Origin of the sequence: Faecalicatena orotica, assembly GCF_003149245.1 — a bacterium.
GTDB lineage: Bacteria > Bacillota > Clostridia > Lachnospirales > Lachnospiraceae > Faecalicatena_A > Faecalicatena_A orotica.
The window spans coordinates 131,863-155,384 of the sequence record NZ_QGDL01000014.1 but is presented as its reverse complement, the minus strand read 5'-3'; the positions used below and the strand labels follow the sequence as shown (position 1 = coordinate 155,384).

The following is a 23,522-nucleotide window of genomic DNA, read 5'->3' as shown; positions in this document are numbered from 1 at the left end:
GGGATTACCGATGAAAACAGTACAGATTTCTTTAAACTCAATCGACAAAGTAAAATCATTTGTAAATGAAATTACAAAATTTGATAACGACTTTGATTTAGTATCCGGAAGATATGTAATAGATGCCAAATCAATCATGGGAATTTTCAGCCTGGACTTATCTAAGCCAATCGAGCTGAACATCCATGCCGAGGGAAATGCAGATGATATTCTGAGCGCCCTGGATCCATACATTATCAAATAGTAATACATTTACAAGAAAAAGCTAGAAAGAGCTGTCTCAAAGGAGGCAGCCCTTTTTCATTTGTCCTTTATCTTAAGGCTTAACTGTAATAACCTCTGTTGTCTCTATTGCCGTCTTCATCAGTTCATCAATCTTCTCTTCCAGATTTCTCTCTGACTTCTCAATCCTCTCCAGATTCGGTTTTGTCACTGGATGCTTTGCAACGAAAATGGTACAGCAGTCTTCAAACGGCTGGATTGATGTCTCAAATGTATCTATCTTCTCCGCGATTTCCACGATCTCTCTTTTGTCAAACCCAATCAGCGGCCTGTACACAGGCAGTGTACATACTGCATTTGTAGCCGCAAGGCTCTGCATGGTCTGGCTGGCAACCTGTCCGATACTTTCTCCCGTAATCAGGCCGAGACATCCGTTTTCCTTAGCAAAATGCTCGGCGATCTTCATCATGTAGCGGCGCATGATGATTGTCAGTTCTTCATGCGGGCATTTTTCATATATATAAAGCTGGATATCGGTAAAGTTCACAACATGGAGCTGGATTGGCCCCGCATATCTGGATACCAGCTTCGCCAGATCCACGACTTTTTCCTTTGCACGCTCACTTGTGTACGGCGGTGCATGGAAGTATGTCGCCTGAAGGCCTACCCCGCGCTTTGAAATCATATAACCGGCAACAGGACTGTCGATCCCTCCTGACAAAAGCAGCATGGCATTCCCATTCGTACCTACCGGCATTCCCCCTGGTCCCGGTATAATCTCTGAATATAAGTAAATCTCTTCTCTTACTTCCACATTCAGCCGGATCTGCGGATTGTGCACGTCCACCTTCATCTCTGGAAATGCATCCAGAATCACACCTCCCAGATCACAGTTGATCTCCATAGAGGTCTTCGGATACTGCTTCCTGCTCCTTCTTGCCTCAACCTTAAACGTCTGGTTCCCTTCCGGGTACATCTCTTTCATATAATCAAGGACGTCCTGAGACAACTGCTCAAATCCGCGGTCCTCTACACGGACAACCGGGCAGATCCCCACGATACCGAAAACTCTCTTCAATCCTTCTACGGTTTCCTCGTAATCGTAGTCTCCCTCACAGTCCACATATACCCGGCCCTGTGCTTTGTGCACATGGAAGTCACCGTCCACGCCTTTCAGCGCGAAACGGATCTGGCGGACAAGTGCATCTTCAAACAGGTACCTGTTCTTTCCCTTGATACCGATTTCCCCGTACTTAATCAAAAATGAATGAAATCTCATATTCCTCTCCTTTGTCTGCATGTCCCGGTCCTGCCCGGGACTACTTCATATGGCCGGTACACCGTAAAACAGTAAAATTGCTAATGTGCATCCACCTGCCGTACGGTGTACCGGTTACTTGTTAACGTCTCGTATATTTTCTTAGCATTGGAACACAATTATATAACGTATCAAGCGTATAGTCAATTTCTTCCTTCGTGGTAAACTCTGACATACTGAATCTTACCGTCGCATCCAGAAATTGTTTCGGCGCCCCGATTCCTTTCAGGACACCGCTGACCGCCGGATGGTTGGAGGAGCATGCCGACCCGGAAGATACATAAATCCCTTTATCCTCCAGTGCATGGAGAAGTACCTCACTGCGGATTCCCGCGATTCCCACGCTGATAATATGTGGCGCGCTGCTATCATCTGTCAGTCCGTGCACGGTAGAGTCTTCAATCCGGCCAAGCCCCTCTAAAAAATACGACTTTAATTCACGCATCAGAGCCACCTTCATATCCAGATCCTGATAAATCATCTTGGACGCAAGCCCCAGTCCCGCGATTCCCGGAACGTTTTCCGTGCCGGAACGGATATTCTTCTGCTGTTCCCCGCCGAACACAATGGGTTTTATCTTTACTTTTTCATTGATATAAATAAAACCGATTCCCTTCGGGCCGTGAATCTTATGCCCGCTGGCCGTCAGCATGTCGATACCCTGACGTTTCGGATAAATATGGTATTTACCGAAGCCCTGAACCGCATCTGAATGGAACAGTATGGATGGATTGTATTTCTTGACGATCTGCACCGCTTCATCGATCGGCTGTACAGCGCCCATCTCATTATTTACATACATGATGGAGACAAGGATTGTTTCCGGGCAAAGCGCTTCTTTCAGCGCCTCTAACTTCACCCTTCCGTTTGCATCTACCGGAAGATAAGTGACCGCAAATCCCTCTTCCTCCTCCAGATATCTCATTGTATTCAGGATGGCCGGATGTTCAATCGATGACGTGATCAGATGGTTTCCCGCTCTTTTATTCGCCCTCGCACTTCCGATCAGGGCAAGATTATCACTTTCCGTCCCGCCTGAAGTGAAAAAAATCTCCTTCTGGTTTACCTTCAGTATTTTTGCCAGTCTGTCTTTCGATTCCTTGACATAGTGCTCCGCATCCACGCCTTTTCTGTGCATGGAGGACGGATTGCCGTAGTCCTGACACATCACTTTATAAACCAAATCCCCAACTTCCGGGTAACACCTGGTCGTTGCTGAATTATCCAAATAAACTTCCATGATATTCTTCCTTTACTATTTCTTATTAATACATTATGCGTCTGGAACCGTCATTGTTCTAAATGATACATTAGTATTGAAAGTACTGTCAGTCCGGCCGTCTCCGTCCGCAGGATGCGCCTGCCCAGTGTGACAGGCTGTGCACCTTCTGCCGCTGCCTTTTCGACTTCTTCCTCATCAAAGCCGCCCTCCGGCCCAATGAAAACGCCGACGCTCTGCCCCTGTCTGACTGCGGAGATAATCTCTTTCGTTTTTTCCATCCCCGCCGCCATCTCATAAGGGATCAGGAGCACATCCAGTTCTTTTGCATATTCCAGTGCCTCTGCAAAACGCATGACCGGCTTCACCTCAGGAATCAGGCTGCGTCCCGACTGTTTCGCCGCACCGAGTGCGATCGCGTTCCAGCGTTCCGTCTTTTTCTTTGCCTTCTTTTCGTCCAGCTTAACCACCGCACGCCGTGTCGCTACCGGTACGATCTCGAAGACTCCGAGTTCGACTGCTTTCTGGATGATCAGTTCCATCTTATCCCCCTTCGGGAGCCCCTGAAACAGATAGATTCTGGATGCAAGCTCCGAATAGCTCTTTTCGGAAGAAAGGATGTTCAGAACCACTTCCGTTTCTTCCAGCCTGTCTACCTCACAGACATAGTCAGTCCCCTGTCCGTCACTGATTCCTACCCTTTCTCCGGGCATAATCCGAAGAACATTCTTCATATGGTTCACATCCGGTCCGGTGATAAAGATATGCGGATCCCTGATCTGGGATGGTTCTGTAAAAAAATGATGCATATCGAAAGCCCCCTCTAATTCTTACGCGCTGTCACAGATACCCATTCGCCCTGATATGTGACTTCCAGAACTTCCAGGCCAGCCTTTTTGACAGCTTCCACTACGGTCTCTTCCTTATCGTCAATGATTCCGCTAGTAATGTAGATACCGCCCTTTTTCATCTGGTTCACAATGACAGGCGTCAGAACTGTCAGTACATCTGCAAGAATGTTTGCGGCAACGATGTCGTATTTCCCGTAACCGACTTTATCCTGTACCTCTTTGTCGTCTATAATATTGCCGATCATGACTTCATACTGGTCAGGACGGATACCGTTCACTTCCATGTTCTCATGGGTTGCCTCGATTGCACATGGGTCAAGGTCTGTTCCGACAGCATAAGCGGCACCAAATTTCAGCGCCAGCATCCCTAATATTCCACTCCCACATCCGACATCCAGAATCCTTGCCCCGTCCGTCACATACTTCTTGAGCTGGCGGATACAGAGCTGCGTCGTCTCATGCATTCCGGTTCCAAATGCAGTTCCCGGGTCAATATGAACGACCATCTTGTCCTCATCTTCCGGTTTTACATCTTCCCATGACGGGATAATCAGGATATCATCCACATAAAACTGGTGGAAAAACTGTTTCCAGTTGTTTACCCAGTCCAGATCTTCTGTCTGGGACTCTTCAATCGTACATTCCCCCACATTTACATATGAGGCCATGTCTTTCAGCTCCGCCCTGACATTCTTCAGGATTTCTTCTGTCTCTTCCCCTTCATCCAGATAGAAGCTTAAATAAGCCACACCGTCATCCATCTCCGTTACCGGCAGGATGTCTACGAACATCTGCTCCTTGTCTGCCGCTGTCAGAGGTATTTTATCCTCAATCTCCACGCCTTCGATCCCCAGGTCCATCAGCATACTGCTGACAATGTCTTCCGCCTCTGTTGTTGTCTTTAATCTGAATTTATTCCATCTCATTATTTTTTATCCTCCTGAAATATTTTTTTCAATTTCTTTATCACATGAAAATATGCCGGTATCAGAAACAAAACCGCGGCAATCCATGCCAGTCCGTTTCCAAGGCAGACCGCTTTATATCCGAATGCAGGAACGAGGACAAAGCCGACAAATGACCTTGCCGCCATCTCACATACTCCCGCGAGGATTGCAAAGCCGCTGTATCCCATCCCCTGAATCAGAAGACGTACGATATTCACCAATGCCAGCAGGATGTAAAACGCGACAGAACCGATCAGGTACAGATTAACCTGTTCCAGAAGTTCTGTTTCACTTCCGCTGATAAACAAAGATGCTATATTTTTTCCCCACAGCAGGGTAATCCCTAAAGCAACAGCTGAATAAACAGCACCGATAATTACACAGCTTTTCAGTCCCCTGCCGATTCTGTCCAGCTTCTTTGCACCTACGTTCTGGCCGCCATAGGTTGCCATCGTAGATCCCATCGCATCAAATGGGCACGCCAGCAGCATCTGTATCTTAGACCCCGCGGTTACAGCCGCCACAGCCATAGAGCCAAGTGAATTGACCGCGATCTGCAGGATGACACTTCCGATGGCAGTAATGGAGAACTGAAGCCCCATAGGAATCCCAATCTTGCATAATGGCACTACGTACTGTTTCCTGAGCCTTATATCCTCTTTCTTAAGACGAAGTATCGGAAAGTGTTTAATCACATAAAAAAGGCATAAAACGCCGGATACTGCCTGTGATATTACAGTCGCCCATGCCGCACCGGCAACCCCCTTCTTAAAAACAACAATCAGCAGGATATCCAGCAGAATGTTTAGCAGAGAAGAAATCGTCAGGAACACGACTGGTGTCTTGGCATCGCCGAGTGAACGGATATATCCCGCCAGCAGATTATATAGGAATGTAGCCGGGATCCCTGCAAATATTACTACAATATAATTGTATGCCCCGTCAACAATGTCTGATGGGGTATTCATGAATTCAAGTATGGGGCGGCACAAAATAACTGTCAGCACCGTCATAACCAGTGCAAATATAGCCGCAAGCAATGCGCTGTTCCCGACAAAGGCGCGCAGCCTCTTTTCATCCTTTGCCCCGAATTTCTGTGCAACGGGAATCGCAAAGCCATTACACACTCCCATGCAAAACCCGATCACGCAAAAATTGACAGACCCTGTTGCACCGACCGATGCCAGCGCATGTACTCCCAGAAATCTTCCTACAATCATGGTATCTGCCATGTTATAAAACTGCTGAAACAAAAATCCAAATATCATAGGCAGGGTAAATTCCAGAATCAGTTTCATAGGACTCCCCTGCGTCATATCTTTCATCAACGACTTTTTCTTTGCTGTATTTTCCATCTTCATGCTCCTTAAAGTAAATAAAACCTGTAACCGCTTTTAAGCAATCCAACGTAAACTATATCTCTTTTCTATATTACATGCAAGATTTTTTTCACTCCCATGCATTAAGCACCGGAATTGGTATAGCACCGCTTTCCTATGATTTTACCGCACTTTCTCCGGGATTGCCAGTATAAATAAAGTGGAAAGTACCAGTGCAAACCCGAGAAGGTCCATTTTCATAAACGTTGTCCCAAGAGCCGCAGCCGCAACCACAGTAGCTGCAACAGGCTCTACACTCGAAAAGAGGCCGGCATACACAGAACCAGTATATTTCACCGAGGACAGGTAAAAACAGAAAGGAAGGATTGTTCCCACTGTAATTATCATCAGAAATGCCGCTATAACCTGCCAGTCAATCACTGCCGGTATCCGCCACGGCCTCACTACTGCCATAAGCAGGGTTCCGCCGCATATCATCCCCCATGCGCTGACCGTTTCCGCAGAATAGCGCTTCAGGAGAGGCGCTGGCAGGACACCGTAAAAACAGGTTGTGACAGCTACAAGCATTCCCAGAAACAGACCCTTTCCAGAAATCGTCAACGTAGAAAAATCACCGTGGGTAGCAACCACCGCGATGCCTGCAACCGCTGCACAGACAGCCAGCATCTCCTTTACGCTCGGCATAATTTTATGTACGACTGCAAAAAACAAGATCAGAATAGCCGGGTTCAGATACTGGAAAATGGTTGCCGTTCCTGCATTCATTTCCTGTACTGCCGAGAAAAAGGTAAACTGCATTCCCATCATCCCAAGTATTCCAAACAGGACCAGCCTGATCCCGTCATTTTTATCCTTCCACACACTGACAATATCCTGTTTCTTTATTTTAGCGTAAATTAGCAGCAGGATTCCTGCCGATATAAGCCGGTACGGCACCAGCCATTCCGATACAATTCCTTTCTTCTCGAACAGAAACTGTGCCGCCGGACTTGTTACTCCCCACAGTACACCTGCAAGAAATGCATACAGGCAGCCCTTCATCCTTAATTTCCTATCTTGTGTCATCCTAAAAATCCCCATATTTTCCAAGAGGTACACACTGCCTTGCCCCCTCTTATTTTTCCTATTCGCTTATCGCAAGAAATTATTTATTACAATATAAAATATTTTAGTTTCTTCTGTTTTATTTTAGTTTTCAAAGAAATGCGTATAAGCATCAATTGACAGAAGAAATCGCAGTGCAATGAGGGCATTGTAAACGTGCCCCTATTGCACTGCGAATCTCCTTATCAGCTGTGATTCTCCTGCTATTTCATAATTTCCATAACATCTCCCGTGCGGATCCGCCCTCCCTTTATTACTTTAGCAAACACACCCTCTCTGGGCATAATACATTCTCCCATTTTCTGAAAAATCTCACAGCCGTGGTGGCATTCCTTTCCAATCTGTGTCATCTCCAGAATCACATCATTGCAACGAAACCTAGTGCCCACGGGCAGATTTCTGAAATCAAACCCTTCCACGACCAGATTTTCCCCAAAAGCACCATCCGCCACCTCTGCGCCCCTCTTTCGGAACTCTTCTATTTTATCATGCGACAGCAGGCTGACCTGCCTGTGCCATTTACCTGCGTGGGCGTCCCCTTCCAGACCAAAATCTTCTATAAAAAGTGCTTCACCCACATTTGTTTTCTGCGTTCCCTTTGCAGGGCTTGTGCAGACTGCCATCACCTTTCCCATTCATATCCTCCCTTTTGTCCGCTTCAGCCGCCAATACTGGACATCTGTTTCTGCTCCAGATCTTCCTGTTTCGAGCTGCCCTCCATTTGAAACTGATGGCTGCGCGGCTTTTCAAATATGACTTTTTGTATCATCTCTTCCAGTTCCTTCTCCCCGGCCTCATTTCTAAGCATCGCCCTTAAATCTACTCCTGTGGAATATTGAAGGCATGGCTTTAAAAATCCTTCTGCTGTCAGCCGGACTCTGTTGCAGCTTTCGCAGAACTTGTGGGAAACTGCACTAATAAATCCAGTCTTCCCGGTAAACCCGGGAAACCTTGCATAAATGGCAGGTCCATTCCCAAAATTACCCGTTAAAAACTGTGCTTCGCCGAAAGCCGCCTTTAACGCTTCATATACTAGCTCCTGACTGCTGAATGGATACTCTTTCCCCAGTCCGATCGGCATCATCTCGATAAAACGTACATCGATCGGTCTTTCTTTTGCCATATAGGCAAGGGGCCCCCACTGCGACTCGTTCTCTCCGTGCAGTGCAACACAATTCACCTTGACCCGGATATCCGGATACTGAAGTGCTGCTTCCAGACCTCTCAGCGCCGCCTCCAGCTCATCTCTGCGTGTGAGTTTCATATACTGTGCGCGGTCCAGCGTATCCAGACTAACATTCACCGCATCCAGTCCCGCGGCTGCAAGCTCTTCTATCTGCTCTGCAAGCAGCACACCATTTGTGGTCAGCGTTACCTGTTCTATGCCTTCTATTTCCTTTATAGAACGCAGAAGGCTGCCAAGCCCCTTCCTCACAAGAGGTTCACCGCCTGTCAGCTTGACCCTTGTAATGCCGAGTTTTGCACAAATCCGGCAGATACGTGTCATTTCATCGAACGAAAGAATCTCGCTGTGACTCACCTGTTCGACACCTTCCTCTGGCATGCAGTAAACGCAGCGCAGATTACATCTGTCCGTCACGGAAATGCGCAGGTATTCTATTTTTCTTCCATACTGGTCTAACATCACATCTCCTTCTGCCGTAAAATCACCCTGCCCCTATTATACTCGATTTCCACGGACTTTACAATCCGGGGTTCTTCACTTTGCTTCCGCACTCTCCTGTCATACCCTTCATGATTTCTAACCCGTGAGGCAGGGATGAAAGGATACATTCCAGATTTTCCTTTACAGCCTTTGGGCTCCCGGGAAGGTTTACAATCAAAGTCTCTCCCCGGATCACGGATGCCCCCCGGCTCAGCATCGCTCTTGGTGTAATCTGAAGGGAGGCATAGCGCATCGCCTCCGCAATCCCCGGTGCATTCTTCGACGCCACCGCAAGTGTAGCCTCTGGTGTGCAGTCTCTGGGGGAAAACCCTGTCCCGCCTGTTGTCAGGATCAGATCCATCTTCTTTTCATCACATAGTTCAATCAGTTTTTCTTCCAGCATTTTCTGGTCGTCCGGAAGGAGGATCATCTCAGCTGTTTCATACCCCTCATGCTCTATCATCTCCCGGATCAGCGGACCACTTTTGTCCTCCCGCTCGCCTGCATATCCTTTATCACTCAGCGTTATGACTGCTGTCTTCCACTTTCTTTTCATGATAATATTCACCACTCTTTCCGCCAGTCTTCCGGCACAAATAAATTTCCCGAATCTCCATAGACTTGTCCAGTGCCTTACACATATCATAAATAGTCAGCAACGCAGTACTGACACCCGTAAGTGCTTCCATCTCCACCCCGGTCTTTCCTGTTACCTTCACCGTGCAGTAACACTGTACCGCATATTCCTCCGGCAGCATCTCAAAAGTCACCTTACAGTTTGTGATCGGCAGGATATGGCACATCGGGATCAAGTCCGAAGTCCTCTTCACACCCATGATTCCTGCCGTCGTGGCCACGGATAGAACATCTCCCTTTCCGACTGTGCCGGCACAGATTGCTTCATAAACCTCTCTGTTCACAATAATCTTCCCTGTCGCCACTGCCTCGCGGACGGTCTCATGCTTTTCCGTTACATCGACCATGAACGCTTTTCCATTTTCATCAAAATGTGTCAAACCCATTGTTATCTTCCTCCCTGTCCTTATTATCTATATTAACACACACAATTTCCAGTGTAAATCTGAATCAAAAACATGTATAATAGACATGTTACCTCTACAATTGTCCAGAAATGTCAAGAAATACATTTCGTCCTCCCCTATACTAAACAGCAAAGCAGGTGCAGTAAATGAACAGAGATAAAGCAGAGAATCAGTATACAAAAAACACATCCCTGAAAGCAGTCCAGACGATGCAGGAGTATATCGGCACCCACTTTGGGGATGAAGATTTCAGTCTCGAAAAGGTATGTGAGGCCTCCGGTTACTCCCGGCGCCATGCGGACAGACTCTTCAGATATCATCTGGATATGTCGCTGAAAGATTATATTCACTCTGTTTGTCTGACACAAAGTGTAAAAGAACTGTCAGAAAGTGATACCAGTATCCTTGAGATTGCGCTCAACAGCCACTTTCAGACACACGAAGGATTCACCCGTTCTTTTCATAAGAAGTTCCACGTAACCCCTTCGAAGTACAGGCGTACCCAGATCCCTGTCCCTCTGTTTACACAGTACCCGGTTGAACATTACTATGCCCTGCTGGACTATGAAAAACGCAAGGAGGAAATAAAAATGAATCAGGAAATCAGTTTATGTATGGTAACAGCCAAAGAAAGGCCAAAAAGAAAGCTCATCTACCTCCCCTCTGTAAAGGCGGAAGATTATTTTTCCTACTGTGAAGAAATGGGCTGTGAATGGGAGGGCCTGCTGAACAGCATCCCGGAAAGATTCGAACCTGCTGCACTCGTCGAACTGCCAGATTTTGCAGTCCCCGAAGGCTGCTCAAAGACTGCCGCAGGGATAGAAGTCCCACTCACATTCGACAAGCCGCTGCCTGAAGGGTATCTGACCGTAGAATTACAGGAATGTACCATGCTCTATTTCCAGAGCGAGCCCTATGAAGATGAGAACGATTTCTGCGCCGCAATCGAAAGTACCTATACTGCGGTAGAAAAATACAAACCCGAGGTCTACGGCTATCGGTTCGCCTATGACATTGCCCCGAGTTTCAATCTCGGAGCCGAGGCTGCCACAGGTGCCAGACTCGCTGTCCCAGCCGTAAAATCAAGATAATTTTACAGGATCAAGCCGGCATAGAGCCGGAAACTTTTTTGGGGGCAAATCAGTTTTTGCCCCCAGCATCATATGGCTCAGCACTTCACAAAATTTTGGCACAAAATTCATACAAATTTTATGGCTTCAAGCAGTAATCTATGATAGAGTATATGTACTTGAAAAGATCTGGTGTATTTCATACATTCTTAGAATCTAATCAAAGGGGAATTCCCCATTTTCAAAGGTTTCCTTCTTAAAGAAAGAATCATTCCAACAATCCATGTTTCAACATCGGACAAACAACAATCATTTAAAAATTCAAACAATAAAGGCTGGTGATGTCTATTGAAAGTATAAACTTGTCTTCGGAGCAATCACTTCATTTTGAAATATACATAAACAGTAGACAAGGAGAAAATTACATATGGGAAAAAATGATATTTATATGAAACGCTGGCTCTCCGATAAGCACCGGTTTGCAGATTTAATCAATGGCTCCCTGTTTCAGGGAAAACAGGTATTCCTGCCGAATCATTTAAAGGAAAGCAGCCCGGAACAAACCCTTATCTTACGGAAACCGAACGGCGAAGATATCAGTATTCAAAGATACCGTGACATCATGATGATGGCAGAAGACGGAACAAGGATCGTGGTACTTGCATGTGAAAACCAGGATGAAATCCACTATGCCATGCCTGTCCGGGGAATGCTGTATGATGCATTGAACTATACTGAACAAATCAGCCAGATTAGAAAAATCAGGAGAGAAAACAAGGAATTGGAAAATTCCTCTGAATTTTTGTCCGGCCTCAAGAAAAGTGACCAGCTCACCCCCGTTATCACTGTTGTCTTTTACTATGGCGAAAAAGAATGGGATGGAACACAGGACCTGCATGGACTGTTAGGTCTTAACGCAAAGGAATATGAACTATTGAAAAAATATATTCCCAACTACCGGATAAATTTGATTGATCCAAGGCGGTTGAATCATGATTTATGTTTTCAGACGGATTTACAGCTGGTATTCGGCATGTTAGAATATAGAAAAAGTAAAGAAGGGCTGCAGGAATATATGCAAACTAACAAGAAATACTTCGGCAGTATCGATGAAGATTCATATAACGCAATACGGGTACTGCTCGGATCAGGGCAGCAATTACCCGAAGCTAAGCAAAAATCAGGAGGGATTGATATGTGTAAAGCATTAGACGATTTATATCAGGATGGTGTTAAAGAGGGGATTAAAACCGGTATTGAAAAAGGAATCGAACAGGGCATCAAGCAGGGGATTGCGCAGGGTGTCGAACGGGGTGTCGAGCAGGGTATCGAACAAGGCATTGAGCAAGGCATTAAAGCATTTATCCTTGATTACCGCGAGGAAGGCTATGACAAAGAAAAGATTCTTATGAAGCTGCAAAACCGCTTTTCCCTTACAAGGGAAAAGGCGGAAGAATATTTTTCTAGGTTTTCATGAATGACTTTTTAGCCCCGGCACGTGTCTCATGAATTACTACTTTTCTGAGCATCCAGATACACAGTATATTCGGTATTGCCATAAAGGAATTGAACAGGTCCGAGACAGTCCAGACCAGATCCAGCGACATCACGGCGCCGAAATACACGGCTGCTATGTAGACGACCCTGTAGGTAAAAAGCCTTCTGCTTCCCCATAGATAGCGGACCGCACATTCCCCGTAATAGCTCCACCCAATGATCGTTGCAAATGCAAACAGTACAAGGGAGACGGACAGCATCATGCTGCCGTCTGCGGGCAGTCCCGCGAAAGCAAGAAAACACAGTTCATCATCACCCGCTCCTGCATAGACTGCCGGAGCTTTTATCATGCTGCTGACAATTGCAATTCCCGTGATCGCACACATGACAACTGTATCCCAGAAAGGCCCTGTCATAGAGATAATCCCCTGTTTTACAGGCGAACTTGTTCTGGATGCAGCCGCAGCCATCGGAATCGAGCCCAGTCCTGCCTCGTTTGTAAATAATCCCTTTGAAATCCCAGTTCGCATACCGATCATTACGGCGGTTCCTGTAATCCCGCCGGCAACAGATCTTGATGAAAAAGCTGATCCAATAATCACCACCAGTGTTTCACCAAGATACGCACGGTTTATCCATAAAAGCAGCAAACATCCCCCCAGATAAAAAATGCTCATAAAAGGCACCAGATATGTACACACCTTTGAGACCTGCTTCGCCCCTCCCAGTATGACTATTCCTGCCAGCAAGGCTGCAATGATCCCTACGATGCGAGGGGAAACCTCGTAGTTTGATGTGACTGCCGCACAAATAGAATGTGACTGGACGCTGCTTCCCATCCCCAGAGATGCCAGTATTGTACTCACTGCAAATATGACTGCCGCACTTTTCTGGTGCAGAACATGTTCCATAACGTACATCGGTCCCCCGCTGTATGAACCATCTGGTTTCTGTACCCGGTATTTCACCGACAAAAAACATTCCGCGTAACAGGTTGCAATCCCGAACACGCCGGTCACCCAGCACCAGAACACGGCCCCCGGCCCGCCTATCGCGATTGCCGCAGAGATTCCGATAATATTTCCCGTCCCGATGGTTGCCGCCAGTGCTGTAGCCAGTGCGGAAAACGGAGAAATCCCCTCATTGCTTTCTTCACTTTTGGAAAAACTCAAACGGATTCCCGTCGGTATCTTCCTCTGGATAAACCCAAGGCGGAATGTAAAATATAAATGAGTACCCAACAGGACAACCAGCATCGGCATCCCCCAAAGGTACTCATAAATTGATTTCATAATCTGCGAAATAGCTTCCATGTCATGCTCCGTTTGTTCCATATCATTCTATATATATGACATCCTATTCCACTTTAGAATTTTACATCCTTTTTTCAGTGACTTCTCTTCGTTCCCTGCGCAGTGCTATCAGAAGTATGATCCCGGACACAGCCCCAAAGAACAGAAATGACTGTATCAGAGGTGTAAAGTTGTAGTTCCCCTCTGTCCAGAAGCCTGCGAAATCACTCGTGATATAACTCATCGGGAAAAGCGCAGCCACCTTTTGTGCTGCTTCAGGCAGGTCCTCTACCTGAACCCCCATCATCCCGCACAGTACCATCACCCCAAAGTAAACCGCCATCATAATCGCATACGTGGGGCCGAACTTCTTCAGGATCGTGGCAACTCCGTGGGCCAGCGCAAAAAAGATCCCGCTTAACAGCAGCAGGCTGATGATCAGGCACAGAGCTGCGCCCGGCCTTGGTATCTCCATTTCAAGGGTACTGTAAGCTACAATCGTATACAGCACAAGTCCGATGCTCATCACTGCAAACTGTGCGATAATCTTTGCCAGAAGCGTCGTATTCGGTGAAAATCCAAACAACTGCATCCGCAGCGGTATCTCCTTCTCCAGTTCCTGCGAATAATTCGAAGAATATCCAAGCAATACGACCGCCATCGGAATGATCAGGCTCATAGTAATAAACACTGCCGTATTCGTCTGTGGAATCATACTCTCCGGGACATCTGCCTGTACCGCTTTTGTGATAATAAAAAGCATCAGAATGGGGAAAAAGATTCCGAACATATATACAAAAGGATTCCCCAGCACATTCCGTATCTCATACATAATCAGCCTTCTGCCGCATCTTTTTTTAGTCATGGTCCACCCCTCCGTTTCCGCGCTCCTGATAATACGCTTTCTTCGCATTGATTGACATAATCTCAATATCACTGCTGCTTCGTTTGAAGTTAACATTATTCCGTATGAGCAGTTTTGCAATATCTTCCTCCTCTGTCTTTCCCCTGCATGCTAGTGCAATCAGATGGGAAGGTGCTTCCAATTTCCTGTATGGTTCTGTCAGGCGCCCATGCTCTTCCCCTGCATCCAGAGTGATGATGGAATTACCACAGTATTTACGGAACAGAGTTTCTTTTTCCCCATAATCAATCACTTTCCCCTGATCCAGAATCAGCAGCTTATTTGCCAGAAGCTCCAGTTCCTCATAATAATGAGATACGATACAGAGTGTATTACTCTTTCCCTCATACCACTTCAGCAGCCTTTCCATCAGCCGCTGTCTCGTTTCGAAATCCAGACCCGAAGTCACCTCATCATAAAAAGTAAGCGGTGCATCCTGCATCATGACCATAATAATCGTAAGCCGCTGCTTCTGTCCTCCGGATAGGGATTTATAATGTTTCTTTAGACACTCTTCAAATTCAAAATATGTGATCAGTTCCTGAAGACGGCTGTTTTTACTGATACTTGTATCAAGCAGTGTTTCCAGAACATGCCGCACAGACATGGTGGATACATAATCGTTAAACTGCAGATGGGCTGCCATCTGTTCCGGCTTCAGCTCCGTCTGAATCCTCCCTTTGTAAGATGTCAGGCCAAGCATGGTCTTTACAAATGTAGATTTCCCCGCCCCATTGGAACCGATGATGCCTATTCGCTCACCTTTGTTAATCTCAAGCGGACGGTCAATTTCAAGGGCCAGCTGTCTGCCATAATATACCTGCAGGTTTTTAATTGTCACCAGCATTTCTTTTCTCCTCTCCTTTTGATAACTTTAGTTTACCGCTTTCATATGAAGTCTGTATGAAGATGCTGTGCGTCTTCTTTGAATGTGAAATTCAATTTTGCCCTTACCCCGCCGGATACATTTTCCACGGTCAGTTTACAGCCGAGTACTTCACTGTAATATGCACTGACATACAGTCCAAGCCCCTTTCCCCGTTCTTTCCCGCTGCCGCTCACAAAAGGTTCATAAAGGTGCGGCAACAGGGTCTCATCTATGTGTGCCCCCTGATTCACAATACTCACCGAACCTGCCTCTGACTCCACAAGTATCTGCCCATTTTCCGGTGTATTTGCAACTGCATTGGAAAACAGATTATCCAGTATTTTCTTTAGAAGCTCCCTGTCGCTTGGCACAGTCCGGGTTGTCCCACCCTTCTCAAAACGAAGCTTCTTCATCTCTGCCTGAATACGGTAAGCCCCCATCACTTCCATTAGAAGAACATCTACATCCACGGATTCTATATGAAGGTTTTCCGTACAATGGTTCAGATATAAAATATCCTCCACGATTTTCCTCATCGACTGCAGTTGTTCCTTCACCTGAGGGAGATAAGTCTTCGTATCTTTATATTTACCCACCTCCTGTATCATACCGTCCACAAGCAGGAGTGCCGCAGTGACCGGTGTTTTTAGCTGGTGCGAAGATGCCCTTAAAAAGACTTCCTGACGCTTATTTTCTTTTTTCAGCCGTTCATTCTTTTCTTCCAGCTCATCGTAATTCTCTTTCAGTTTCGCATATAGCTCGTTCAGGGTCCGGCCAAGCTCCCCAATCTCATCACGCGCCGTAATTTTGAACGGTTCCACCTCCAGACTCCCGGCGTTCTTAACTTCTTCTGCATAATGGGCAAGGCTGACCACCGGATTAACAATCTTTTTGGAAAAGAACTGGGAACAAAGCATGACAATCAAAAACAAAACCGCTGCTATCATCGGAATACTCCCCATAACAATCGGCTTAATTTCTTTCATCTGCGGAGTCATCACCGGCAGAAAGGAAAAAATGAGCGAACTTCCGCTCCTGCCTATTGCAATATAAGTCGTATACTGATTGTCTTCATCCGAAGCTCCCCCTTCAAAAACAACAATATCTTTATCCATAATATGCATTTTAACAGAGTCGTCCGCTTTGAACACTTCTGTGTCCTTATCAATCTGTACTTCCACATCAACCGGTGCAGTTTCATCCAACAAGGCACTCTTCTGGAACCCTTTTTTCAAAAGTTCCCAGTCGATCGCCTCGAAGTCCTCTTTTTCTACATCTTTCATATTCCCGAAACAGTTACGGACCTGCCCCAGAAGTTTTTTGAGCTGCTCGTCCTGCACAGTCACTGTAAATTTAAAGGCCTTTCCGGCCAGGTATATTTCGTCCCCCTCAAGTGGGATCTCCAGCGTAGCCGACCCCGTCGGGTTTTGAACCTTAAGCCCCTTATAGCTGTGATTCTTCATGTATCCCTTCTCGACTTCTACCACAGACTTCAGGTTCTGCTTCTTCATATAATCCACATACAGGGACGGCAGCATCGTTACGAAATAAATGACAATCAGGCTGACAAGAAGCGCCGAAATCCCAATGCTGTATAGAAATGTCTTTTTTGACAGCTTCATATGCTACACCTCCTGTTTAAATTGGTACCCGACCCCAATGACGGTCTTGATAAAGTTCTGGGGCAGTTTTTTCCTCAGGTTCTTCACATGTGCATCGATAATCCTGTCGTTTCCGATGTAATCATCATTAAAAATATGCAGGATCAGCTGCTCCCTTGTAAAAACTCTGCACGGCTCATCATATAGGGTCTCCAGCAAAAGAAACTCACTCAGCGTCAATTCCAATGGTTCCCCATTGTAACAGGCCTGATATGCACCTTTATCAATGAATAACCCCTCCCGCACCGTCCGGGCAGAAGGCTTCACCCGTCTGAAAATTGTTTCCATGCGCTTCAACAGGATAATCGGCGATACCGGCTTGATCACATAGTCATCCGCATACGCATTGAACGCCCGTACCTGTGTCTGTTCATCCCCGAGAGCCGTCAGCATAATCACAGCCATATCAGGATATTTGTCCCTTATGAAATCCAGAACTTCCAGACCGCTGATTTTCGGAACCATAATATCCAGAACTGCCATATCAAATATATCTTCCGTAAGAGCCTTCACTGCTTCCTCCCCGTCTGCCGCTGAATACACATCATATCCCTGCATCTTCATATATTCAGCCAGAACATCCTGAATGACCGGCTCATCCTCTAAAAATAAAATCCTCTTCCCCATATGGTACTCCTCCTGTTGTTTCATTTATTATAACAGAACCATATGAATTTCAAATGAATTTTTAACGGTACTGCCTTTCATGAAAAAATCTCCGGTCCAGCCATTACTGACTGTACATCCGGAGATTCCTCTTGTTTATAACCTTCTCTTTCTTCCTCATGCCGCTTAGAAACGAAAGCTTCTTTTATCTTCATACATCTTCCTGTCAGCCAGAACAAAGGCATGTTCCAGCGATTCCTTCTCCTCTGTCAAAATAATCTCATAACCGACCGCTGCCGTTATTTTTAAACCAGCCGCATTCTTTTCTTCTTCCAGATACCGGCGGAATCCGGATATGCGGTTCTTGAGCTCCTCTTCCTCTTCATCTGGAAGAATAATAAAAAATTCATCGCCGCCCATTCTGAATATATATTTTTCATATCCCTTAAATGCCACCCTTAACGCGTCCGCCACAAAAATAAGAATCTGATCTCCCATGTGGTGTCCCATTGTGTCATTCACCTGTTTAAAACAATTAATATCAACCACGACAAACCCGATCTGGCGGAACTGACTTCGGTTCCGTTCCAGTTCGTTAACCTTTTCCATATATGAGGCCCTGTTATGCAGCCCAGTAAGCCCGTCATTGTACGCCAGCTGATATACTTCCTTCTCACGCTCGAGCCGCTTTTTCTGATCACTGATTTTCTGAGTCTTAAATATAGAATGGATAAAAACAACATAGCAGGATATAACAACAACTGCAAAAACTAACCACACCGGGAAATACTCGACCCTCTCAACCATCGGTTTTGGATACCCGGCAAAGAAAATCATGGCAAAATAGATCAACGCCGTGGAGCATGCCATCAGTCCCCATCCCGCATCAGCCTCCGCCAGAAGCTTTTTATACTTATCCGCATATTTAAATGCAAACCGGAGGATGACTGCAAATAATACCGGCATGATGATAACCGCATAAACTTCACCGTACTCCAAAGTAATGCCGAACAGCCTGCCAATAAATGCAACAATTAGGGAGATCGTATCTATAAAACAAAATGTCAGCACAAACCGGCTGTCCCTGTATTTTGCATAATACAAAAACAATAGGAAACTGGGCACTGTCATACAGACCGTTGACGAAACTGCTGCCGGTAATTTCAGGATATATACAGCCCCGTAATATGCCGCCACAATCAGTACACAGCCTATATATTTAAACATCACCGGCACACGGGTGTTCTCCCTTGACGGACACATAATCGTATAGAGAAGAAGGTCACAAACGATCACAATCATATCGTTCATAACTACAAGTAAATCATACATTTACACAGGCTCCTTTAAACTTCAGTAATAAAAACATTATACGTAACTGTTCAGGACTATGAACAGCTACGCCGCAAGCCCATAAAAATCGCCTTTGGCGATGGGGCTTGCTTCTGACTGTTCCACATTTTCGTACGGACTGTGCAGTAAATGCACAGTCCTGTACTGAACAGTTACCATTATACAATAAAAATCGACATTCGCATATACTTCTTTTTTCCATTCCCGTTTTCATACAAAATAAGCCGGAAATAAATTTCCCGGCTTATTTATCCATATCTCTTCAGGCATCCTGTCTTAAGCAATACTTGTTGTTTTCTCAAATTGCGAGTTATAAAGGTCCGCATAGAACCCGTTCTTCGCAATCAGTTCGTCATGGTTACCCATTTCTACGATATCTCCGTCTTTCATAACAAGGATCATATCTGCATCCCTGATTGTAGAAAGTCTGTGTGCGATAACAAAACTTGTTCTGCCTCTCATGAGGGTATCCATTGCTTTCTGGATCTGGATCTCTGTCCTCGTATCAACAGAACTGGTGGCCTCGTCAAGGATCAGGATCTTTGGATCAGCCAGAATCGCCCTCGCGATTGTAAGCAGCTGCTTCTGTCCCTGAGATACATTGCTCGCCTCTTCATTCAGTTCCATATCATAACCGCCCGGCAGTGTCTGGACAAAACGATGGACACGTGCCGCTTTCGCTGCCTCTATGACTTCTTCATCTGTCGCATCCAGTTTTCCGTAGCGGATATTATCTTTAATGCTTCCGTGGAACAGCCATGTGTCCTGTAGTACCATGCCAAACATCTGTCTCAGCTCGCTTCGGTTGAAATCCTTGACGTCGTGACCGTCTATCAGAATTGCACCGGAATTCACGTCGTAGAACCTCATAAGCAGCTTGATCATTGTTGTCTTTCCGGCTCCTGTCGGCCCGACGATCGCAATCTTCTGCCCCTCTTTTACTTTTGCAGAGAAATCATTGATGATGATCTTCTCCGGGTTATATCCGAAGTGTACATGGTCAAATTCCACATTTCCTTTCAGCCCTTCAACAGATACTGCATTCTCGACAGTCTGGTCCTCTTCATCTTCATCGAGGAACTCAAACACACGCTCGGAAGCCGCTGCTGTTGACTGAAGCATATTTGCCACCTGTGCAACCTGCTGGATCGGCTGTGTGAAGTTACGCACATACTGGATAAAGGACTGAATATCCCCCACTTCTATCGTATCTTTGATAACAAGGTATCCGCCCAGAATGGCAACTACGACATATCCCAAGTTTCCTACAAACTGCATGATCGGCATCATCATGCCTGATATAAACTGGGATTTCCATGCGGAATCATACAGCTTGTTATTCGTCTCATCAAATTCGGTTATAACATCTTCTTCCTTATTAAATGCTTTGATAATGTTATGTCCGCCGTAAACCTCTTCCACCTGTCCGTTTACATTTCCCAGATATTCCTGCTGTCCGCGGAAATATTTCTGTGAATGTTTCATAATGATGGAAATCAGTCCTATAGATATCGGAAGGATCAGCAGCGCCACAACTGTCATCAGCGGGCTGATGGACAGCATCATAATTAAGACTCCTATGAGCGTTGTAACGGATGTGATCATCTGCGTCGCACTCTGGTTCAGGCTCTGCCCCAGCGTATCAATATCATTTGTCACACGTGACAGGACTTCCCCGTGTGTCTTTGTATCAAAGTAATTCATCGGCATACGGTTGATCTTCAATGAAATTTCTTTTCTCAGGCGGTAAGTCATCTTCTGAGATATGCCTGTCATAATGTAGCCCTGTACAAATGAGAATAATGCACTTATTACATAAAGACTCAGCGTGAATAAAAGGATTCTTCCGATCTTTTCGAAATCCATCCCGCCTTCGCCGGAAACCTTGCTCACGAGTCCGTTGAATATTTCTGTTGTTGCTTTTCCTAAAATCTTCGGCCCTACAATATTAAAAATTGTACCTCCGACTGCAAATATAAGGACGAAAAACAGCTGGAACTTATAAGCCTTCATGTATCCGAGTAACTTTTTCATCGTGCCTTTTAGATCTTTCGGCTTTTCTCCCGGTACCATTCCCCTGCCGGGACCATGTCCGCCCATGCCTCTTCTCGTGTTTTTACTCATGGCTGCTCTCCTCCTTTCCTTCCAGACCTTCTTTTAATTCTGCCTCTGACAGCTGAGATGCCGCGATCTGCTGATAAACCTCACATTTCTTAAGCAGTTCTCTGTGGGTACCGATACCGGCAACTTCTCCGTCATCCAGAACAATAATCTGTTCCGCATGTAAGATCGTACTGATACGCTGTGCAACAATGAGCACGGTACTGTTTGCTGTCTTTTCCTTCAATGCCCTTCTGAGAGAAACATCTGTCTTGTAATCCAGAGCCGAAAAACTGTCATCAAAGATGAAGAGATTCGGATGCTTTGCAATTGCTCTTGCTATAGAAAGTCTCTGCTTCTGTCCGCCAGATACGTTGGAACCACCCTGGGCAATCGTGCTGTTATACTTCTTCGGTTTTGCGTCGATAAACTCTGTTGCCTGGGCGATTTCTGCCGCCTCTTCCATCTCCGCGTCTGAACCATCCGGATTGCCAAACATGATATTCGATGCGATATCTCCCGAGAAAAGAACTCCCTTTTGAGGAACATACCCCAGTTTCTCACGCAGTTCGTGCTGTGAAATATTACGGATATCTATGCCGTCAAGCGTAATCTCACCTTCCGTTACATCATAAAATCTCGGGATCAAATTGACCAGTGTGGACTTACCGCTGCCGGTACTTCCTATTATGGCTGTCGTCTCACCCGGACGAGCCTCGAATGTAATGTTACGAAGTACATCCTCGCTTGCTCCCGGATAGCGGAAGGATACATGATCAAATTTCAGGACTCCGTCAAGATCATCCGGAAGTTTTTCAGGTTCCTTCGGATCATGGATCATTGTCTTACTTGTCAGAACTTCATCCACACGCTCTGCTGATACGGCTGCCCTCGGGAGCATAATCGAAATCATGCACAGCATCAGGAAACTAAAGATGATCTGCATTGTATACTGGATAAATGCCATCATATCTCCTACCTGCATCTGCCCGTCACTGATTCCATGTGCACCTGTCCAGACGATCAACACGGAGATTCCATTCATAATCACCATCATAACAGGCATCATGAATGTCATGGCACGGTTAACAAACAGGTTCGTCTTTGTCAGGTCAATATTTGCTTTATCAAACCGTTCTTCTTCATGCTTCTCCGTACTGAAAGCACGGATAACAGACAGACCGGTCAGGATTTCTCTTGTTACAAGATTCAGTTTATCAACCAGCTTCTGTAATATCTTGAATTTCGGCATAGCAACTGTAAAGAGTACGAGTATAACCAGACCAATCAGGAGGACTGCCAGACCGATAATCCATGACATAGATACATTCGTCTGGAATACCTTGTAGATACCTCCGACTGCCATGATCGGTGCATACAAGACCATTCGAAGCAGCATGACAACAAGCATCTGAATCTGCTGGATGTCATTGGTACTTCTTGTGATCAGAGACGCTGTTGAAAAATGGTCAAACTCATTATTGGAGAATCCTACCACTTTTCTGAATACCCTGCCTCTCAAGTCACGCCCTGCTGTCGCGCCGACGCGGGAAGCCATAAATCCTACAAGCACACTCGCTATCATCCCCAGCAGCGCCAGTGCCAGCATCTTACCACCGGTCCCCAATATATAGGAGGACTGGAGATGGGCCGTATCAATATTCAGGTTCCCATATACTTCCTTTATATAAAGCGTAGCAGCCTGTTCTACCATTGTTTCGGGCATGTCGTCCATCTGCTCACTCATCTTGTCAACGATCTGGGCACGCTGCTCATCCGGAACGAGCTCAAACAGTTCAAAAATATCCGCTTTGTCTATCTTTTTCAACTGCTCGTCAATCTTTTCCTGCGCTTCCTTCTGCATCTGTTCTGCCGCCTGTTGCTGCTGTTCCATCATCTGGTCAGCTAACTCAGGGTTTGCAGCGAGTGCAGCCTTCTGCTCATCCGTCATCTGGTTCTGGGCATCCGCCATCTGCTGCTTTGCCTCTTCCATCTTCTGGTCAGCCTGTTCCTGAATGGCAGATTTCATATTCTCCTTCATGGAATTTTCCATCTTCTTCGTGGTATCACTGCCTGAATCTATCCCGGACACAAAAAGCATCGGCTTTCCGAGAATATCTGACAGCTTTTCCATCAGCTTCTCGTCTTCTGCTGTCTTGTCTTTCAGTACATAAACAGCTCCGTCGTAATCATATCCTGTATCCTTATCTTTCAGTTCATAGGCATCCTTTACCGTCTCTGCATCATCACTGCTTACAAACAGCAGCAGCTTATCCATATCCTTCTGTGCAATCGCGTCCGGTATTGATTCGTCAATACCGCCCTGCTGGATTCCGACATTTACTATATCGGATGTATATGCAGGAAGCGAAAGATCACAATATGCCTGCACAACGAGAACTGCCAGAATCGCAATCATTGCTTTCCAGTACATTCCCATATACTTGAATAATTTCTTCAT

21 protein-coding genes are annotated in these 23,522 nt (G+C 45.9%); 3 read left to right on the top strand and 18 right to left on the bottom strand.

What is annotated here, in order from left to right; all coding sequences use genetic code 11:
- The first annotated feature begins 10 nt into the window (after positions 1-10).
- Complete coding sequence (locus tag A8806_RS20485; protein WP_109733025.1) at positions 11-244, top strand: HPr family phosphocarrier protein; 234 nt, start codon at positions 11-13, stop codon at positions 242-244.
- A 72-nt stretch (positions 245-316) separates the two neighbouring features.
- On the opposite strand, the gene thiI is transcribed toward A8806_RS20485, so the two are convergent.
- From thiI to moaC, 10 genes are all read right to left on the bottom strand, one after another.
- Positions 317-1,501, bottom strand: coding sequence for a tRNA uracil 4-sulfurtransferase ThiI (thiI, locus tag A8806_RS20480; RefSeq protein WP_109733024.1), 1,185 nt, complete (start codon positions 1,499-1,501; stop codon positions 317-319).
- Positions 1,502-1,622: 121 nt separating this feature from the next.
- Positions 1,623-2,780, bottom strand: coding sequence for a cysteine desulfurase family protein (locus tag A8806_RS20475; RefSeq protein WP_109733023.1), 1,158 nt, complete (start codon positions 2,778-2,780; stop codon positions 1,623-1,625).
- 50 nt (positions 2,781-2,830) lie between these two features.
- Positions 2,831-3,568, bottom strand: coding sequence for a 16S rRNA (uracil(1498)-N(3))-methyltransferase (locus A8806_RS20470; protein ID WP_109733022.1), 738 nt, complete (start codon positions 3,566-3,568; stop codon positions 2,831-2,833).
- Between the two features lie 14 nt (positions 3,569-3,582).
- Positions 3,583-4,536: a 50S ribosomal protein L11 methyltransferase gene (gene prmA / locus A8806_RS20465; protein ID WP_109733021.1), complete on the bottom strand. Its 954-nt coding sequence runs from the start codon at positions 4,534-4,536 to the stop codon at positions 3,583-3,585.
- Positions 4,536-5,912 carry an MATE family efflux transporter gene (locus A8806_RS20460; RefSeq protein ID WP_242996212.1) on the bottom strand — a complete coding sequence of 459 codons (1,377 nt, stop codon included), beginning with the start codon at positions 5,910-5,912 and terminating at the stop codon, positions 4,536-4,538. Before A8806_RS20460 ends, prmA begins: the two co-directional genes overlap by 1 nt.
- Positions 5,913-6,059: 147 nt before the next feature.
- Positions 6,060-6,962: a DMT family transporter gene (locus A8806_RS20455; protein WP_242996210.1), complete on the bottom strand. Its 903-nt coding sequence runs from the start codon at positions 6,960-6,962 to the stop codon at positions 6,060-6,062.
- A gap of 242 nt (positions 6,963-7,204) precedes the next feature.
- Entirely contained in the window at positions 7,205-7,636 is a 432-nt protein-coding gene (locus A8806_RS20450) for an MOSC domain-containing protein (RefSeq protein ID WP_109733020.1), read from the bottom strand.
- A 23-nt stretch (positions 7,637-7,659) separates the two neighbouring features.
- Positions 7,660-8,646 carry a GTP 3',8-cyclase MoaA gene (gene moaA / locus A8806_RS20445; protein ID WP_109733019.1) on the bottom strand — a complete coding sequence of 329 codons (987 nt, stop codon included), beginning with the start codon at positions 8,644-8,646 and terminating at the stop codon, positions 7,660-7,662.
- 58 nt (positions 8,647-8,704) lie between these two features.
- On the bottom strand, positions 8,705-9,223 hold the full coding sequence (locus A8806_RS20440; protein WP_109733018.1) for a MogA/MoaB family molybdenum cofactor biosynthesis protein: 519 nt from the start codon (positions 9,221-9,223) through the stop codon (positions 8,705-8,707).
- On the bottom strand, positions 9,183-9,689 hold the full coding sequence (gene moaC, locus A8806_RS20435) for a cyclic pyranopterin monophosphate synthase MoaC (RefSeq protein ID WP_109733017.1): 507 nt from the start codon (positions 9,687-9,689) through the stop codon (positions 9,183-9,185). Before moaC ends, A8806_RS20440 begins: the two co-directional genes overlap by 41 nt.
- A gap of 167 nt (positions 9,690-9,856) precedes the next feature.
- Here moaC and A8806_RS20430 point away from each other — a divergent pair, with 167 nt between their 5' ends.
- Positions 9,857-10,801 (top strand): helix-turn-helix transcriptional regulator, encoded by a 945-nt coding sequence (locus tag A8806_RS20430; protein WP_109733016.1) that lies wholly within the window; start codon positions 9,857-9,859, stop codon positions 10,799-10,801.
- Between the two features lie 406 nt (positions 10,802-11,207).
- Positions 11,208-12,257 carry an Rpn family recombination-promoting nuclease/putative transposase gene (locus A8806_RS20425; protein ID WP_109733015.1) on the top strand — a complete coding sequence of 350 codons (1,050 nt, stop codon included), beginning with the start codon at positions 11,208-11,210 and terminating at the stop codon, positions 12,255-12,257.
- Here A8806_RS20425 and A8806_RS20420 read toward each other — a convergent pair.
- From A8806_RS20420 to A8806_RS20385, 8 genes are all read right to left on the bottom strand, one after another.
- Positions 12,244-13,590, bottom strand: a complete 1,347-nt coding sequence (locus A8806_RS20420; RefSeq protein ID WP_109733059.1) for an alanine/glycine:cation symporter family protein — start codon at positions 13,588-13,590, stop codon at positions 12,244-12,246. The two genes, A8806_RS20425 and A8806_RS20420, sit on opposite strands and share 14 nt — an antisense overlap.
- A gap of 61 nt (positions 13,591-13,651) precedes the next feature.
- Positions 13,652-14,434, bottom strand: a complete 783-nt coding sequence (locus tag A8806_RS20415) for an ABC transporter permease (protein ID WP_109733014.1) — start codon at positions 14,432-14,434, stop codon at positions 13,652-13,654.
- Positions 14,427-15,320: an ATP-binding cassette domain-containing protein gene (locus tag A8806_RS20410; RefSeq protein ID WP_109733013.1), complete on the bottom strand. Its 894-nt coding sequence runs from the start codon at positions 15,318-15,320 to the stop codon at positions 14,427-14,429. Before A8806_RS20410 ends, A8806_RS20415 begins: the two co-directional genes overlap by 8 nt.
- 41 nt (positions 15,321-15,361) lie before the next feature.
- The gene (locus tag A8806_RS20405; RefSeq protein ID WP_109733012.1) at positions 15,362-16,963 is read right to left on the bottom strand and encodes a sensor histidine kinase; all 1,602 of its coding nucleotides are present in this window, start codon (positions 16,961-16,963) and stop codon (positions 15,362-15,364) included.
- 3 nt (positions 16,964-16,966) lie between these two features.
- The gene (locus tag A8806_RS20400) at positions 16,967-17,629 is read right to left on the bottom strand and encodes a response regulator transcription factor (protein WP_207657873.1); all 663 of its coding nucleotides are present in this window, start codon (positions 17,627-17,629) and stop codon (positions 16,967-16,969) included.
- 165 nt (positions 17,630-17,794) lie between these two features.
- Positions 17,795-18,940 (bottom strand): GGDEF domain-containing protein, encoded by a 1,146-nt coding sequence (locus A8806_RS20395; RefSeq protein WP_109733010.1) that lies wholly within the window; start codon positions 18,938-18,940, stop codon positions 17,795-17,797.
- A gap of 297 nt (positions 18,941-19,237) precedes the next feature.
- Positions 19,238-21,085 (bottom strand): ABC transporter ATP-binding protein, encoded by a 1,848-nt coding sequence (locus A8806_RS20390; RefSeq protein WP_109733009.1) that lies wholly within the window; start codon positions 21,083-21,085, stop codon positions 19,238-19,240.
- Positions 21,078-23,522: an ABC transporter ATP-binding protein gene (locus A8806_RS20385; RefSeq protein ID WP_109733008.1), complete on the bottom strand. Its 2,445-nt coding sequence runs from the start codon at positions 23,520-23,522 to the stop codon at positions 21,078-21,080. Before A8806_RS20385 ends, A8806_RS20390 begins: the two co-directional genes overlap by 8 nt.

Bases quoted from the DNA above. Each gene is read 5' to 3' on its own strand.
- moaC (WP_109733017.1), bottom strand. From the start codon at position 9,689: ATGGGTTTGACACATTTTGATGAAAATGGAAAAGCGTTCATGGTCGAT.
- A8806_RS20405 (WP_109733012.1), bottom strand. From the start codon at position 16,963: ATGAAGCTGTCAAAAAAGACATTTCTATACAGCATTGGGATTTCGGCG.
- A8806_RS20425 (WP_109733015.1), top strand. From the start codon at position 11,208: ATGGGAAAAAATGATATTTATATGAAACGCTGGCTCTCCGATAAGCAC.
- A8806_RS20455 (WP_242996210.1), bottom strand. From the start codon at position 6,962: ATGACACAAGATAGGAAATTAAGGATGAAGGGCTGCCTGTATGCATTT.
- A8806_RS20450 (WP_109733020.1), bottom strand. From the start codon at position 7,636: ATGGGAAAGGTGATGGCAGTCTGCACAAGCCCTGCAAAGGGAACGCAG.
- moaA (WP_109733019.1), bottom strand. From the start codon at position 8,646: ATGTTAGACCAGTATGGAAGAAAAATAGAATACCTGCGCATTTCCGTG.
- A8806_RS20385 (WP_109733008.1), bottom strand. From the start codon at position 23,522: ATGAAGAAATTATTCAAGTATATGGGAATGTACTGGAAAGCAATGATT.
- thiI (WP_109733024.1), bottom strand. From the start codon at position 1,501: ATGAGATTTCATTCATTTTTGATTAAGTACGGGGAAATCGGTATCAAG.
- A8806_RS20470 (WP_109733022.1), bottom strand. From the start codon at position 3,568: ATGCATCATTTTTTTACAGAACCATCCCAGATCAGGGATCCGCATATC.
- A8806_RS20475 (WP_109733023.1), bottom strand. From the start codon at position 2,780: ATGGAAGTTTATTTGGATAATTCAGCAACGACCAGGTGTTACCCGGAA.
- A8806_RS20460 (WP_242996212.1), bottom strand. From the start codon at position 5,912: ATGGAAAATACAGCAAAGAAAAAGTCGTTGATGAAAGATATGACGCAG.
- A8806_RS20395 (WP_109733010.1), bottom strand. From the start codon at position 18,940: ATGTATGATTTACTTGTAGTTATGAACGATATGATTGTGATCGTTTGT.
- A8806_RS20485 (WP_109733025.1), top strand. From the start codon at position 11: ATGAAAACAGTACAGATTTCTTTAAACTCAATCGACAAAGTAAAATCA.
- A8806_RS20415 (WP_109733014.1), bottom strand. From the start codon at position 14,434: ATGACTAAAAAAAGATGCGGCAGAAGGCTGATTATGTATGAGATACGG.
- A8806_RS20440 (WP_109733018.1), bottom strand. From the start codon at position 9,223: ATGAAAAGAAAGTGGAAGACAGCAGTCATAACGCTGAGTGATAAAGGA.
- A8806_RS20390 (WP_109733009.1), bottom strand. From the start codon at position 21,085: ATGAGTAAAAACACGAGAAGAGGCATGGGCGGACATGGTCCCGGCAGG.
- A8806_RS20400 (WP_207657873.1), bottom strand. From the start codon at position 17,629: ATGGGGAAGAGGATTTTATTTTTAGAGGATGAGCCGGTCATTCAGGAT.
- A8806_RS20420 (WP_109733059.1), bottom strand. From the start codon at position 13,590: ATGGAAGCTATTTCGCAGATTATGAAATCAATTTATGAGTACCTTTGG.
- prmA (WP_109733021.1), bottom strand. From the start codon at position 4,536: ATGAGATGGAATAAATTCAGATTAAAGACAACAACAGAGGCGGAAGAC.
- A8806_RS20410 (WP_109733013.1), bottom strand. From the start codon at position 15,320: ATGCTGGTGACAATTAAAAACCTGCAGGTATATTATGGCAGACAGCTG.
- A8806_RS20430 (WP_109733016.1), top strand. From the start codon at position 9,857: ATGAACAGAGATAAAGCAGAGAATCAGTATACAAAAAACACATCCCTG.